The organism is Streptomyces sp. NPDC050145, assembly GCF_044460245.1.
GTDB lineage: Bacteria > Actinomycetota > Actinomycetes > Streptomycetales > Streptomycetaceae > Streptomyces.
In genome coordinates, this window is sequence record NZ_JBITJS010000031.1 from 14,850 (window position 1) to 28,926 (window position 14,077).

At 71.6% G+C, this 14,077-nt stretch carries 16 protein-coding genes and 1 pseudogene; 9 read left to right on the plus strand and 8 right to left on the minus strand.

The window, feature by feature from the left end:
• Window positions 1–14: 14 nt before the first annotated feature.
• Window positions 15–439: pseudogene (locus tag ACIBTU_RS38105) on the plus strand (thiamine pyrophosphate-dependent enzyme); the annotation flags it as partial.
• Window positions 440–801: 362 nt separating this feature from the next.
• Here ACIBTU_RS38105 and ACIBTU_RS38110 read toward each other — a convergent pair.
• A complete protein-coding gene (locus ACIBTU_RS38110) occupies window positions 802–1,050 on the minus strand; it encodes an SCO4226 family nickel-binding protein (protein WP_399131351.1) in 249 nt (82 codons plus the stop codon).
• 130 nt (window positions 1,051–1,180) lie between these two features.
• The gene (locus ACIBTU_RS38115; protein WP_399131352.1) at window positions 1,181–2,158 is read right to left on the minus strand and encodes a teichoic acid biosynthesis protein C; all 978 of its coding nucleotides are present in this window, start codon (window positions 2,156–2,158) and stop codon (window positions 1,181–1,183) included.
• Window positions 2,159–2,380: 222 nt separating this feature from the next.
• On the opposite strand from ACIBTU_RS38115, the gene ACIBTU_RS38120 reads away from it, so the two are divergent.
• Together ACIBTU_RS38120 and ACIBTU_RS38125 are read left to right on the plus strand one after the other, a co-directional pair.
• The gene (locus ACIBTU_RS38120) at window positions 2,381–2,872 is read left to right on the plus strand and encodes an ATPase (RefSeq protein WP_399131353.1); all 492 of its coding nucleotides are present in this window, start codon (window positions 2,381–2,383) and stop codon (window positions 2,870–2,872) included.
• Window positions 2,869–3,213 carry an ArsR/SmtB family transcription factor gene (locus ACIBTU_RS38125; RefSeq protein ID WP_399131355.1) on the plus strand — a complete coding sequence of 115 codons (345 nt, stop codon included), beginning with the start codon at window positions 2,869–2,871 and terminating at the stop codon, window positions 3,211–3,213. Before ACIBTU_RS38120 ends, ACIBTU_RS38125 begins: the two co-directional genes overlap by 4 nt.
• Window positions 3,214–3,265: 52 nt before the next feature.
• On the opposite strand, the gene ACIBTU_RS38130 is transcribed toward ACIBTU_RS38125, so the two are convergent.
• On the minus strand, window positions 3,266–3,457 hold the full coding sequence (locus tag ACIBTU_RS38130) for a hypothetical protein (protein ID WP_399131356.1): 192 nt from the start codon (window positions 3,455–3,457) through the stop codon (window positions 3,266–3,268).
• Between the two features lie 89 nt (window positions 3,458–3,546).
• On the opposite strand from ACIBTU_RS38130, the gene ACIBTU_RS38135 reads away from it, so the two are divergent.
• Window positions 3,547–4,014 (plus strand): SRPBCC family protein, encoded by a 468-nt coding sequence (locus tag ACIBTU_RS38135; protein ID WP_399131357.1) that lies wholly within the window; start codon window positions 3,547–3,549, stop codon window positions 4,012–4,014.
• 15 nt (window positions 4,015–4,029) lie between these two features.
• Here the strand turns inward: ACIBTU_RS38135 and ACIBTU_RS38140 are convergent, their stop codons facing one another.
• Window positions 4,030–4,701 (minus strand): TetR/AcrR family transcriptional regulator, encoded by a 672-nt coding sequence (locus tag ACIBTU_RS38140; protein WP_399131358.1) that lies wholly within the window; start codon window positions 4,699–4,701, stop codon window positions 4,030–4,032.
• 59 nt (window positions 4,702–4,760) lie between these two features.
• On the opposite strand from ACIBTU_RS38140, the gene ACIBTU_RS38145 reads away from it, so the two are divergent.
• Complete coding sequence (locus tag ACIBTU_RS38145) at window positions 4,761–6,173, plus strand: aldehyde dehydrogenase family protein (RefSeq protein WP_399131359.1); 1,413 nt, start codon at window positions 4,761–4,763, stop codon at window positions 6,171–6,173.
• Between the two features lie 16 nt (window positions 6,174–6,189).
• Here ACIBTU_RS38145 and ACIBTU_RS38150 read toward each other — a convergent pair whose 3' ends face one another.
• Genes ACIBTU_RS38150 through ACIBTU_RS38160 form a run of 3 tightly spaced genes read right to left on the minus strand, consistent with a single transcriptional unit; the run spans window position 6,190 to window position 9,076 of the window.
• Complete coding sequence (locus ACIBTU_RS38150; RefSeq protein ID WP_399131360.1) at window positions 6,190–7,395, minus strand: PucR family transcriptional regulator; 1,206 nt, start codon at window positions 7,393–7,395, stop codon at window positions 6,190–6,192.
• 53 nt (window positions 7,396–7,448) lie between these two features.
• The gene (locus ACIBTU_RS38155; RefSeq protein WP_399131361.1) at window positions 7,449–8,510 is read right to left on the minus strand and encodes a 2,3-butanediol dehydrogenase; all 1,062 of its coding nucleotides are present in this window, start codon (window positions 8,508–8,510) and stop codon (window positions 7,449–7,451) included.
• 20 nt (window positions 8,511–8,530) lie between these two features.
• Window positions 8,531–9,076 (minus strand): VOC family protein, encoded by a 546-nt coding sequence (locus ACIBTU_RS38160; protein WP_399131362.1) that lies wholly within the window; start codon window positions 9,074–9,076, stop codon window positions 8,531–8,533.
• A gap of 147 nt (window positions 9,077–9,223) precedes the next feature.
• On the opposite strand from ACIBTU_RS38160, the gene ACIBTU_RS38165 reads away from it, so the two are divergent.
• From ACIBTU_RS38165 to ACIBTU_RS38180, 4 genes are all read left to right on the plus strand, one after another.
• A complete protein-coding gene (locus ACIBTU_RS38165) occupies window positions 9,224–9,757 on the plus strand; it encodes a PadR family transcriptional regulator (protein WP_399131363.1) in 534 nt (177 codons plus the stop codon).
• A 238-nt stretch (window positions 9,758–9,995) separates the two neighbouring features.
• Window positions 9,996–11,645: an FAD-dependent oxidoreductase gene (locus ACIBTU_RS38170; protein ID WP_399131364.1), complete on the plus strand. Its 1,650-nt coding sequence runs from the start codon at window positions 9,996–9,998 to the stop codon at window positions 11,643–11,645.
• Window positions 11,642–12,793: a Rieske 2Fe-2S domain-containing protein gene (locus ACIBTU_RS38175; RefSeq protein ID WP_399131365.1), complete on the plus strand. Its 1,152-nt coding sequence runs from the start codon at window positions 11,642–11,644 to the stop codon at window positions 12,791–12,793. Before ACIBTU_RS38170 ends, ACIBTU_RS38175 begins: the two co-directional genes overlap by 4 nt.
• Window positions 12,794–12,834: 41 nt before the next feature.
• On the plus strand, window positions 12,835–13,419 hold the full coding sequence (locus tag ACIBTU_RS38180) for a hypothetical protein (protein WP_399131366.1): 585 nt from the start codon (window positions 12,835–12,837) through the stop codon (window positions 13,417–13,419).
• A gap of 12 nt (window positions 13,420–13,431) precedes the next feature.
• Here ACIBTU_RS38180 and ACIBTU_RS38185 read toward each other — a convergent pair whose 3' ends face one another.
• Window positions 13,432–14,064, minus strand: coding sequence for a hypothetical protein (locus ACIBTU_RS38185; protein WP_399131367.1), 633 nt, complete (start codon window positions 14,062–14,064; stop codon window positions 13,432–13,434).
• Window positions 14,065–14,077: the final 13 nt, after the last annotated feature.

Consider the following 14,077-nt stretch of genomic DNA (forward strand, 5'->3'; position numbering starts at 1 on the left):
CTGCTGTCCGATCCGACGACCCGAAGACGGTGACAGTTCTCAACAACCAGGACCTGAACCAGGTGACGTGGGAGATGCGGGCCAGGTCCGGCGCGCCGCAGTTCCTGCCCTCGCGGTCGATCCCCGGCATCGGGTACGCGGACTTCGCGCGTTCGCTGGGGCTCGGCGGGCTGCGCGTGGAGAAGCCGGAGCACGTGCGGGGCGCCTGGGAGGCGGCGCTGTCCGCGAGCCGCCCCTTCGTCCTCGACTTCCGGACGGACCGGCCGTGCCGCCGATCCCGCCGCACGCGACGCTGGACCAGATCGAGGCGGCGGCCACCGCCGTCCTCAAGGGCGACAGCGACCGCGCGGCGATGGTGCGGCAGGGCTTCAAGGCCAAGGTGCAGGAGATGCTGCTGGGCCGTCACCACCGGGGCGATGGCCCTGGGGACCAGCGGTGACGGAGGTGCCGACGGTGTGCTCGGTGCGCAGGTCGAACAGGACGCCGTCACCCACCGGTCCGGGTGCTCCTGCGGTCTTCCCGCCGCACGCCCTGCACGACTACGCGTTCCTCGGCGACGGTGAGCGCGGGGCGCTGGTCGGGCCGGACGGGGCCGTCGGGGAACGTGCGCCCCGTCCTGGCACGACGACGCGGTCTTCGCGTCACTCCTCGGCGGCCACGGGGTCTACGCCCGTCACGCCGCGCGGCCCGTACGTGAGCGGCGGCTACTACGAGCACGGCAGCCCACGGCGTCTTCGACGCGTCCTCCCACCCCCCTGGCGACGGCAGCAGCGGGGGCGGCGGCTCTCGCGGTCCGATCCCTCAGACGCTGAGCGGCACCGGGTGGATCTCGTCGGCCTTGTGGCCGGCGCGTTCATGGATGCGCTGGACCGCCTCGGCCGAGGGAGCCTCGGAGAGGCAGTACACCGTGCCGGACATCGGGTCCGCCCACGCCTTCTCGAAGTGAACGCCTTCCTCCTTCTCGATGGCGAGGTCGGCCTGGTGCGCCTGCATCAACTGGTCGGCAGTGATGTCCTTCATCCCGTGGTGGACGTCCATGAACTGGGACATGGCGTCGCACCTCCTTCCGCCGTACGGGGTCGGACGTTCGGAGCCGCCGAAATGCAGCGCGGCTCCGATTCCGCTAACTCAATCCTGCGCCCATCGGCCCACGCGGTCGACCGGACGGGTCAGACGCCGATCAGACCAGCGCGTTCTTGTAGAAGATGCTGGAGCGCCGGTCGCCCTCGTAGCCCGTGGCGAAGCCGATGAAGAGGCGGGCCTCACCGGCGTCGGTGCGGTAGACGGCGAGGCCCTCGGGCTCGCGGAAGTGGAGCGTGGAGCCGGCCTTGGTGAGGACGGGGCCCTGCGTCACGGTGCCGGTGTTGATGTCGATGCTGGTGACGTACGTGTTGCCGTCCCCGGTGGGGGTGCCGTCGCCCGGGTACGCGTCACCGGTCAGGAAGTACATGTACGAGCCGTAGAGGGCGTACCCCTGCGCGGTGCCGGCGATGGCCGGCTGCTTGAAGTCGACGAGCGGCGTGCCGAAGGTCCGGTTCTGGAACGCGGAGAGCGGGTACACGGCGACGCGCTTGCCCGCGCTGGTGTGGTAGCGGACGATCATGCGCTGATAGACCGGGTCGACGGAGCAGGTGTACTCGCTGGCCCCGGAGATCGGCTGGAAGGCGGCGGAGGCGGCGGGCGAGCCCAGCGTGGTGTTCGGGGTGTAGCGGATGGGCGCGAGCGCGGTGCCGTAGCCGTTGGTGTTCGTGGCGCACTCGATCCACAGCTCCGTGCCGGAGCCGTCGGGCAGCGCGGCGAAGGCGACACCGTGGCCGAACCCGTCGAGGTGCATGTACGACAGGTAGTTCCCGTCGAAGTCCATCTTGTTGATGCACAGGTCACCGGCGGACTCGGAGCTGCCGTCCCGCTTGGTCGCCACGTACAGGAACTTGTTCACCCAGTCGAAGGCGAAGCTCTGCTGGACGCGCGGCCCGTGCGTGTCCTTGTCCCGGAACAGGTCGTACGAGGGCTGCGTGAGGTCGAACCGCTGGGTGCCGGACACGGCGGCGGAGGCGCTCGGCGCGCCCAGCCCGAGCCCGAGCGCGGCGAGCGAGGCTCCGGCACCGGTGCGTATGAGACCGCGGCGGGAGAGGGGGAGGCCGGCGGTGCGGTTCATGAGCGACTCCATAAGCGCGTGTGGAGGGAAGGGGCACGTGATGTTATCCGTGCGCGCGGCAGGTGCGGACAGCTCCATCCCCTCGTAGCCGATGGGTAGTTGGCAGGGGCGCGAGGCCCGCACCCACCCCGACCCGCAACCCACAGGTTGCACTACGCGACTTCTTGTGCAACCTTGGAGTTGCAGGTTGAACTCGTTCGCGACACCGCCACGGAGGACACCATGAGCGACACCACCTACACCGCAGCCGAACTCGACGCCCTGGACCGGATCGCCCGCCAGATCGACATCGACGCCCCGGCCGACCGCGTCTGGGAGCTGATCGCCCGACCCGGCTGGTACATCAACGACGGCGAGGTCGAGGCCGAGCCCGACCTCACGCACGAGGCGGACGGCGTGGCGGTGGTCCGCCACCCGAAGCTCGGCGAGTTCCGCTTCCGGACCGTCGAGCTCGACAAGCCCCGGTACGCGGCGTTCCGCTGGATCGGCACCCCGTACCGCGACGAGGCGAAGCCGTCCACGCTGGTCGAGTTCTGGATCGACGAGCGCGCCGGGGGCGGCGTGACCCTGCGGGTCGTCGAGAGCGGGTTCAGCGGCCTGGCCGAGGACCCGGCCGCGTGGCTCAAGGAACGCGAGGGCAACGACAAGGGCTGGCACGTGGAGCTGGACGCCGCGAAGGCCTTCGTCGAGGCGCCCGAGGCGGCCCGGCCGTGACCGCTCCCCCGCCCACGACGCTCCCCGGCCTGTGCGCGGCGCTCGGCGACCCGATGCGCTGGGAGATCCTCACCCGGCTCGGCGAGGGTCCCCTGTCGGCGTCCGCGCTGGCCAGGGAGCTGCCGGTGAGCCGGCAGGCCATCGGCAAGCACCTGGACGTGCTGCGCGAGGTCGGCCTCGTGGAGTCGGAGCAGCGCGGCCGCGAGGTCCTGCACCTCGCGGTCGGCGCCCGGCTCGGCGCCCTGGCCCGCGAGCTGGACCGCATCGGCCGCTCCTGGGAGACCCGACTGCTCCGCATCAAGGACCTGGCGGAACGCCCCGCCCCGGCCCCTGACGCGTAGCGACCTCGTCCTGATGCTCCGTCAAGGTCAGCGCAGGAGCGCTCCGTCGAGGTCAGCGCAGGAGCGCGTAGACGGCCCAGCCGACGAAGAACAGGCAGGCCAGCGCCGCCAGTCCGACGGTGACCCGACCAGGGCCCTCCCGCTCCCGCTCCTGCCGCTCCTCGTACTCCTTCATGTACGCCTTGGCGTCGGTCTCCGTGCGAGTGCGCACCCACTGGCCGTTCTGGCCCGCGTTAGGAAACATGGCTTCCCCCTTCTGCCACCGACGATCCCTAACCGGTCCGGCGGAAGGGAAACCCGGCACCTTCGCCGATGGCTGCCTAGACTCGGCTCATGGCCAGGACCGATCGCGCCAGCCGGATCATCGCGGCGCCGCAGGCAGCCGTCTACGACGCCCTCCTCCACAGGGAGGCCCTGGAGACGTGGCTGCCGCCGGACGGCATGCGCGGGCGCGTCGAGCGCTGGGACCCGCGGCCCGGCGGCGGGTTCCGCATGGTGCTCACGTACCTCGACCCCACCGACAGCCCGGGCAAGTCCTCGGCCGCCGAGGACGTCGTCGACGTGGGCTTCAGCGAGCTGGTGCGGCCCCGGCGGGTGACCCAGCAGGCGGTGTTCGAGGCCGACGACCCCGCCTACGCGGGCACGATGACGATGACCTGGGACCTCGTCCCCGTCCGCACCGGAACCGAGGTGACGGTCACCGCGACGGACGTGCCCGCGGGCATCGACCAGGCCGTCCACGAAGCGGGCATCGCCTCGTCGCTGGCCCACCTGGCCTCGTACGTCGAGGCGGGCCCCTGAGCGGAGCGCGACTGCTCAACCCCGCTGCACACCCCCGACGGCCCGCAGCACGAAGGGCAGGAAGCGGTCGGCCTCGGCGCGCGCCGCGACGGCGTCCACCCGCTCCGGCGGATCCGGGGTCAGCAGGAACCTGCTCATCACCGGGCCGACGACGATCTCGCCGAGCAGGTCGGGGTTCTCGACCGGCGGGATCTCACCCCGCTCCACGGCGCACCGCACGACCTCGGCCACCCGCCGGTACACGGGCCCCAGGAACGCGACCGTGAGCGCCCCGGCCAGCACGGAATTGCACGCCGCCTCGCCCACCAGGGCCCGCATCAGCCGGCCGCTCTCGCCGGTCATGACGGCGGCCTTGTCCCGGAGCACGACGCGCAGGTCGCCTTCGAGACTGCCGGTGCCCGGCGGCTCGCAGGGGCCCTCGGTGACCGTGGCGGCCGCGGCGACGACGAGGTCCGCCTTCGAGGACCAGCGGCGGTAGAGGGTCGCGGTGGAGACACCCGCGCGGGCAGCCACGGCGGCCGTGGTCAGCCCCCCGTACCCGCTCTCGGCGAGCACGGCCAGCGTGGCCTCAAGCAGCGCGCGGTCCCGGGCCGTGTCGCGGGGCCGCCCCCGGCGCGGCGCCGGCGAGGCCTCGGCGGGTGCGGTGCCGGCTTCTGGGCCGGCGCCCGGGCCTGTGGTGCGGGTCATTTCCGAACCGTAACAGGAAAACGAAACGAAACGCTTTCGTTTTGTTTATGCTCGACCGCATGACCGCTTCCACGATCCGGACCACAGCCGCCCCGTCGGACGACGACGCGGCAGCGACCGTCGCCCGACTGCGCGCGGCCTTCGCCGACGGCCGCACCAAGCCCCTGGAGTGGCGCAAGGAGCAACTGCGCGCGCTGCGCCGCCTGTTGGTCGAGCAGGAGGACGCCTTCGTCGCCGCGCTCCGCGCCGACCTCGGCAAGAGCGCCACGGAGGCGTTCACGACCGAGATCGGGTTCACGCTCAACGAGATCGACCACACCCTGCGTCATCTCGACCGCTGGCTGCGCCCCCGCCGCGTCTCCGTGCCGCTGGCGCTGCGCCCGGCCCAGGCCCGTACGGTGCGCGAGCCGCTCGGCACGGTGCTGGTCATCGCTCCCTGGAACTATCCGCTGCAGCTGGCCCTCGCACCGCTGGTCGGCGCGCTCGCCGCAGGCAACAGCGTGGTCGTCAAGCCGAGCGAGCTCGCTCCGGCGACCTCCGCGGCGCTCGCCCACTGGCTCCCCCGCGCGCTCGACCCGCAGGCCGTGGCCGTCGTCGAGGGCGGCGTCCCGGAGACCACCGCGCTGCTCGAGCAGCGCTTCGACCACATCTTCTACACGGGCAACGGTACGGTCGGCCGCATCGTCATGACCGCCGCGGCCCGCCATCTCACCCCGGTCACCCTGGAGTTGGGCGGCAAGAGCCCGGCGATCGTCGAGCCGGGCACGGACCTGGCCACGGCCGCCCGCCGCATCGCCTGGGGCAAGTTCATGAACGCGGGGCAGACCTGCGTCGCCCCCGACTACCTCCTCGCGATCGGCGAGGCCGCCACGGAGATCGAGCCGCACCTGACCGCCGCGATCCGCGAGATGTACGGGGCCGACCCCGCGCGGAGCGCCGACTACGGCCGGGTCGTGAACGAGCGCCACCTCGACCGCCTCACGGAGCTCCTCGACAGCGGCCGGATCGTCACCGGCGGCGCCCACGACCGCGCGGACCGCTACCTCGCCCCGACGGTGCTCGCCGATGTGGACCCGGACGCGCCGGTGATGCGCGAGGAGATCTTCGGCCCCGTGCTGCCGATCCTGCGCGTCCCGGACCTGGACGCCGCGATCGCCTTCGTCAACGAACGCGACAAGCCCCTGGCCCTGTACGCCTTCACGGACTCCGCCGTCACCAAGCGCCGTCTCACGACGGAGACCTCCTCGGGCGCTCTGTCCTTCGGCGCCCCGAACGCCCATCTCGCCGTCCCCGGCCTGCCGTTCGGCGGTGTCGGCGAGAGCGGCATCGGCGGCTATCACGGTGAGCACAGCATCGACACGTTCAGCCACACCAAGCCGGTCCTCGACAAGCCCCTTCTCGGCGACCCCCTGCGCGTGGCCTACCCCCCGTTCAACCGGGTCAAGTCCGGCCTCCTGCGCCGCTTCCTCTGACCCGGTCCGGCCGGGCTCACCGGTCGAGCAGCATCGGGAACGTGCCCACCGCGTCCAGCGCCATCGACAGCTCCGCGACGATCTTCGGGTCGTCGAGGGAGCCGCGCAGGAACTCCTCCAGGCGGTGCATCCGGTAGCGGACCGTGTTCTGGTGGCAGTACAGGGCACGGCCCGCCTCCGCCGCCGAGCCGTGCGCCTCCAGCCAGGCGCGGGCCGTCGCCAGCAGGGTCGTGCGGTCCTCCTCGGGCAGGGAGAGGACGCCGCCGAGGACGCGGCGGACCGCGCGCTGCGTCGACTCCAGGTTGTTCATGACGAGTTCGGTGAACGGGGTGTCCTCCAACTGGCGGACCGCCGGCGCGCCGACCGGCAGGGACTCGGCCGCGACCTGCGCGTACCGCAGGGCCCGGTTCGTCTGGTCGAGACGGTCGTACACGGGGCTGATCCCGACCGGGCTGGTCGCGACCGCCCGTACGGCGTCCAGGGCCTGGTCGACCGGCAGGCGCGGCGGGCAGGACAGGACGCCGGTCTCGGAGCCGCGCAGGGCCCGCCAGGCGGAGGCGATGCCCAGAATGCCCAGGCGGTGGTCGAGGCCCGGCAGGGGCGGCTCCCCGGAGCTGAGCCCCGCGGCCGTGACGACCAGGAAGGTGCCCTGGAAGGGGATGTCGAGCATCCGCGCGATCTCCCACACGGTGTCCGTGCTGAGGGAGGGCCCGTCGATCAGTTCGCCGACCAGCGCGGAGCGGCGCCGGTCGGTCTCCACCATGCGCTCGGCGCAGGCCTGCCGGTAGGCGTCGGTCAGGGCGGAGGAGTAGACGTCGGCCAGTCCCCAGATGTGCGAGGCCGCGTCGAGCAGCGCGTCGGGCGCCTCGCCTCCCACCTGCCGTGCCTCGCCGAGGAGTTGGTCCCACAGGTACTGGAAGCCGAGCCGGTACGCGCGCAGCACCTCGGGCAGCGGGGCGTTCTGCTGGGCCCGCCTGCGACCCGTCGAGGTCGGCCCGTCCAGGTCGACGGACGACGAGGCGGGGTCCGTGAGGTGCCGCAGGATGTAGCCGACGTTGAGCCGCATCGAGGCATGCAGGTCCTCGGGACCGACGACCGCCGCACGGTAGAACTCGATGTTCTCGTAGGTCGTACGGGACATCGCGGCGGCCAGGTCGTCGATCCTGCCCTCCAGGACCGTGGCCAACTCGGCGACGAGGACGCGGGAATCAGTGGTGTGCACCACGTGAGACTAAGGGAGGCGACGCGCCCGCGCGGGCGGGTCGGGCGGCCCGGTCAGGGGTGCACGAGGATCTTCACGTGGGCGTCACGGCCCGCGCCGAGCAGACTCTCGTAGCCGTCCTCGACCACCCGCTCCAGCGGGATGCGCGAGGTGATGAAGGGGGCCGCGTCGATCGTGCCGCGGGCCATCGCGGCGATGACGGACGGGAAGTCCGTGCCCGCGTAGCCGATGCTCGACGTGTACGAGGTCTCCGTCATCATGAACTGCGTCGGCGTGATCGCCGCCGGCTGCTCCCACATCGCCAGGTTGACCAGGGTGCCGCGCTTGCGGAGCGAGCCGAGCGCCGTGTCCAGGGTGACCTGGAGGCCGGACGCGTCGAAGGCCGCGTCCACGCCCAGCCCGTCCGTCAGTTCCCGTACGCGGGCGAGGACGTCGTCCCGCGTCGGGTCGAGCACGATCCCGGCACCCAGGCGCTGCGCCAACTCCTTGCGGGCCGGGCTGAGTTCGCTGACCGCGACGAGGCGGGCGCCGGTGGCGTTCAGCGCGGACAGCAGGCCCAGGCCGATCGGTCCCGCGCCGACGACGAGTGCGGCGGCGCCGGGCGGGAGCGCGGCGCGGCGGACGGCGTGCCAGGCGACGGCGAGGGGTTCGACGAGGGCGCCGAGGTCGGTGCCGACGCCGTCGGGCAGCCGGTGCACCATGCGGGGCGGCAGCACCACGTACTCGGACAGACCGCCGCCCCACCCGTTGATGCCGACGAATCCGCCCTGCTGACACAGGTTGTGGTCGCCGTGCCGGCAGTACGCGCAGGTGTCGTCGTAGATCTCCGGCTCGACGCACACGGCGTCGCCGACGGCGAGCCCGGTGACGCCCTCGCCGATCTCGGTGACATGGCCGGCGAACTCGTGGCCCATCACGGCGGGGGCCCGTTCACCGGTCAGCGGGTGCGGGTGGTCGAGGCCGAACGCGGCAGGTCCCGCCTGGTAGAGGTGCAGGTCGGAGCCGCAGATCCCGCACCAGTCGACCTTGATCTTGACGGTGCCGGGCCGCGGTTCGGGCTCGGGGATGTCCTCCAGTCGGAGGTCCTTCGGTCCGTGCAGGCGCAGTGCGCGCATGGTCGATCGGTCCTCTCCGGTCAGGGGATGGTGATCTCGCGGACGGGGTCACTGCCGTCCCAGCCGGTCGCGGCCGCCCGGATCGCGTCGAAGAAGCCGCCCCACTGCGCGGTCTCGATGACCTCGACGACGGTGCCGCCGTGCTCCTCGGTGGGCAGATAGGCGAAGCGGCTGCCGGGGCCCGAGTCTCCGTGGTGGTAGGGCTCGACGTCGGCCTCGGCGAAGCGGGCGAGGAACGCGTCGTAGGTGTCGTCGCCCTCGCCCGTGACGAAGTGTCCGACGTGGTGCAGTCCTTCGCCGCGCTCCTCGATGAAGTCGCGGTAGGCGCTGGGGGCTTCCGGGTTGAGCTGCTGGATCAGCTCGATCTGTACGTCGCCCGCCTGGGCGATGCCGACGGCGATCCGGGCCTCGGTGGGCTCGCCCAGGTAGAAGGTCCGGCCGACGGCGGCCTCGGGGAAGTAGAAGAAGGGGCCGACGCCGAGGTTCGTCGTCCAGTGCCGCATGGCGGCCTCGACGTCCTTCACGACGTAGCCGAGCTGGTCTATCGATCCGATCGAGGGGGGCACCTGTCCTCCTGAGCGAGGGTGCGAAGACGGAGGGAGAGAGCACCGGACCGGGTGCGCTCCGATGACGGGGCCGCTGCCGGTGGTTCACGGACCGGCAGCCCAGTAGGTTGCCTATGTATATGGAAGATATATCGGGGAGGCAAGACCTTGGCGAGGATCGAACTGACGGCGACCGCCTGGACCGCCCTCGGCTTCATCGCGGTGCGCCCGCGCTCCGGCTACGAGATCAAGCAGGCCTGCGCGGAGACCGTGGACGCCTTCTGGGGCGTGAGCTACGCCCAGCTGTATCCGCAGCTCAAGCGCCTCCAGGAGGACGGGCTGATCACCGGGCAGGAGTCCCCGGGCGGCCGTCGGCAGGTGATCTGGCAGGCCACCGAGTCGGGACGGCGGGCCCTCGACGAGTGGCTGGTGCAGCCGCCCGCAGCGCCGCAACTGCGCGACGAGGCACTGCTGAAGCTGCTCTTCGTGCAGTCGCTCAGTCCGGCGCACGCCCTGCCGCTGATCCGCGCCAAGCGGCGGGAGTTCGAGGCCTGGATCGCGCAGTTCACGCCCGAGGAGACGGAGGGCGCGCCGGGACCGGCCGATCTGCTCCACTCGTACGCGCTGACCATGGCGCGGGCGGGCCTGGCCTGGTGCGACACGGCGGAGGAGTCGCTGTCCGGGGCGCCCGAGAACCCGTAGCCCCCCGCCGGATCTCCCACGGTCTCCCACTGAGCGGGAAGACGGACTTGTTGGCCCACGGCCCTCGGATGGAACGTTCAGGGACTCCCGCAGGGCCAGGGAGCCAGGGCGCGTCACCGGCATCGCCGGCACGGATCGGACCGGGTCCACGCCCCGCCGCCCGAGCGCACGCCTGAAGACCCCCTCTTGCGGCGCGCGCCTCGGCCACAGCTCGGTTTCAGTGAAGGGAACAGTCACAGTGGACTGGGATCACGAGTACGACGTAGTGGTGGTCGGTTCCGGTGGAGGCGGCCTGACCGCCGCGATCACCGCGCAGCTGCACGGCATGTCCGCCCTGGTGGTGGAGAAGACCGACCGGTACGGCGGCTCGACCGCACTGTCCGGCGGCGGTCTGTGGATACCCGACAACCTGTATCTCCAGCAGGCCGGAGAGGTCGACACGTTCGACAACGCCATGGACTACCTGGACTCCACCGTGGGCGACCAGGTCAGCCGGGAGCGCAAGGCCGCCTATCTGACCCGGGGGCCGCAGATGCTGCGCTTCCTGCACGAGCGCACGGACTGGGTGCGGTTCAGGTACGTGCCCGGGTACGCGGACTACTATCCCGAGCGCAAGGGCGGCAAGCCGCGCGGCCGGACCATCGAGCCCGAGACGCTGGACCTGCGCAAGCTCGGACCGGAGCGGGAGAAGCTGCGCACCAACGAGCTGCCCACGTACGGCCTGACCATCACGCAGTACGACTTCCGCTTCCTGAACATGGCCGCCCGCACGTGGAAGGGCCGCAGGACGGCGGTGAGGATGGCGGCGGCCGCCGCCAGGAATCTCCTCGCCGGGAAGAAGATGGCGGCCCTCGGCACGGCGCTCATCGGTCGGCTGCGGCTCGCGCTCGCCGCGTCCGGCGGCGGCCTGTGGCTGGACTCGCCGTTCCGTGAGCTGGTGCTCGAGGACGGCAAGGTCGCCGGTCTGCGCGTCGAGAAGGACGGCCGCATAGTGACCGTGCGGGCGCGGCGCGGTGTCCTGTTCGCCGCCGGCGGTTTCTCGCACAGCCAGGAGCTGCGGGAGAAGTACCTGCCGCGGCCCACCTCCGCGGACTGGACGCACTCCTCGCCCGGCCAGGTCGGCGAGGTGCTCACGGCGGGCATCGAGGCGGGCGCCGCGCTCGCCCTGATGGACAAGGTGTGGGGCGCGCCGTCCACGCCGGTCCCGGGCGGCGGGCTGTTCTTCCTGGTCGCCGACCGCGCGATCCCCGGCATGGTGATCGTGAACGGCGACGGCGAGCGGTTCGTCAACGAGGCCGCGCCGTACCACGAGTTCGTGGACCGGATGTACGCGAGCCCGAGCGCGCCGGAGAACTCGTGGATCATCCTCGACTCGGTCGCCCGCAAGCGCTACCCGTTCCTCGGCCTGGTGCCCGGGCAGAAGTTCCCGAAGGCGTTCGAGGAGGAGGGCATCCTCAGGACGGCCGACTCGGTGCGCGAGCTGGCCGGAAAGATCGGTGTCCCGGCCGACCGCCTCGAGGCGACCCTCAAGCGCTTCAACTCCCTCGCGGAGCAGGGCCGTGACGCCGACTTCGGCCGCGGCGACAGCACGTACGACCGCTACTACGGCGACCCGACGCTGCCGAACCCGAACCTGCACCCGCTCACCGAGGGCCCCTACTACGCCCTGCCGGTGAAGCCCGGCGACCTCGGCACCAAGGGCGGGCTGCTCACAGACGAGCACGCGCGGGTGCTCCGCGAGGACGGCACGCCGATCGACGGCCTGTACGCCACCGGCAACTGCTCGGCGGCCGTCATGGGCGACACCTACCCGGGCCCCGGCTCCACGATCGGCCCCTCCATGACCTTCGGCTATGTCGCCGCGACCCACATGAAGGACGCCTCATGAGCTCGTTCCACACGATCAGGACCGGCGCCATGCCGGACCGCTTCGCCCGTGGCTGGCACTGTCTGGGCCTCGCGGACAGCTTCAAGGACGGCAAGCCGCACCAGATCGAGGCCTTCGGCACCAAGCTCGTGGTGTTCCAGGGCGGGAGCGGCGAGCTGCACGTCCTCAACGCGTACTGCCCGCACATGGGCGGCGACCTGAGCCAGGGCAGCGTCAAGGGCGACGCGGTCGCCTGCCCGTTCCACGACTGGCGCTGGTCGGGAGACGGCAAGTGCGCCGCGATCCCCTACGCGCGGCGCGTGCCGCGCACGGCGAAGACCCGGAGCTGGGCCACGCTGGAGGAGAACCGGCAGCTGTTCGTCTGGCACGACCCGCAGGGCAACCCGCCCATCCCCGAGCAGGCGATCCCCAAGATCGAGGGCGCGTTCAGCGACGAGTGGAGCCAGTGGACCTGGAACCAGATCCTGATCGAGGGCTCGTACCCGCGCGAGATCGTCGACAACAACTCGGACATGGCACACTTCTTCTACGTGCATTACTCCTTCCCCACGTACTTCAAGAACGTCCTCGACGGGCACACCGCGGCCCAGCAGATGAACTTCGAGTACCGCCAGGACTACGACCTCGGCATGGTCCCGCCGGGCACGGAGCCGGCGGTGAACCGCTCCGAGGCCGCGTACTACGGCCCGTCCTACATGATCGACTACCTGTGGAGCCCGGTCGGCGGCGGCCAGGAGCTGGAGGCGGTCCTGATCAACAGTCACTACCCGGTCCGCCAGGACGCGTTCATGCTGCAGTTCGGCGTGATCGTGAAGAAGCTGCCCGGCATGGACAACGAGTCGGCGAACGAGGCGGCCCGGCAGTTCGGCGCCGGCGTCGAGATCGGCTTCCGCCAGGACGCGGAGATCTGGCAGAACAAGGCCCGCGTCGACAACCCTCTCCTCACCGAGGAGGACGGCCCGATCTACCAACTCCGCCGCTGGTACCAGCAGTTCTACGTAGACGTGGAGGACATCACCCCGGAGATGACCAACCGCTTCGAGTTCGAACTGGACACCAGCCGCGCCGACAAGGTCTGGCGCGAGGAGGTCGCCGAGAACCTGGCGGCGGGCCGCACGGTCTCCCACACGAGCACCATCTCCTCCTGACCCGCACGGTCCCTCGTGGCCGCCTCGGTACGGTGGCGGCCATGAGCGACGTGCGCGTGGTGCTGATCGGCGGGACGTCCCACACGGGCAAGTCGACGGTGTCCCGCCGCGTGGCGGACCGACTCGGCTTCGTCCGCCGGTCCACCGACGGCCTCGCCCGCCATCCCGGCCGCCCCTGGCCGACGCCGGACCGGCCGGTGCCGCCGCACGTCGACGAGCACTACCGGTCGCTCACGGTGGACGAACTCGTCGAGTCGGTCCTCGGCCACTACGGACGCCTGTGGCCCCGGATCGAGGAGCTGATCGCGGAACGCGCGCCCGACGGGCTGGTCCTCGAAGGGTCGGCACTGTGGCCGGCGCAGGTGGCCCGGCTCGTTCGGCCGCGCGTCTGCGCCGTGTGGCTGAGTGCCGGCCCGCAGGTGCTGGCCGCACGCGTGCACGCCTCGAGCCGGTACGCGCACGTTCCCCCGCACGAGCGCGTGCCGATCGACCGGTTCCTCGCGCGCACGCTGCGCTACCAGGAACTCATGCTGGACTCCCTGCACCGACTCGGGCTGGACGGCGCCGTACTGGACGGCGCGCAGCCCGCCGACGACGTCGCCGAGCAGGTGCGTCGGCGGGTCTGACCGGCTCGGCGGTCAGGCCGTCGGCGCGCCCGTCGCCCCGGCCGCCGTGCGCGTGCCGCCGGCGGACTTGATGAGATCCTCGGCCACCTGTTCCGCGTCGGCGTCCGCGAGGTTCGCCGGGTACTCGGGGAGCAGGTCGTCCCAGACGGGGAGCCAGGAGCCGTACATCTGGGTCTGGCCCTCGGGGCGGGCGAAGAACCAGATGTGCAGGTGGGCGCCTCCGTCGCCGATGCGGTACACGTGGGCGCGGGAGATGTGCGGCAGGGCCTGGATGTGCCGGACGAGGTGGGTGTTCAACACGCCGAGTTCGGCGGCGAGTTCATCGGGCAGGTCCGCCATGTCGTAGTGCTCGCGCGGGTGCAGCATGAGGACCAGGGGAACGCCGACCTCTTTGACGCGGGTCAGCCGCCAGCGCTCGTTGAACCAGATCCCCTCGTCGCGGCGGCCGCACGACCCGCACTCCGCCGGGTCCTCACCGTGCCGCGGCGGCTCCGGCACGACCGGCGGGCGCAGGGGCGTGACGCGCAGGCCCTCCTGTTCGAAGGGGCTGATCTCCCAACCGGTCATCCGGGCCAGGGGGAGGCGGTGCGCGTCGTCCGTGGCGGCGAGCGCGTGCTCATAGAACTCATCAGGTGTCATGGCCATGCGCCGAAGATTA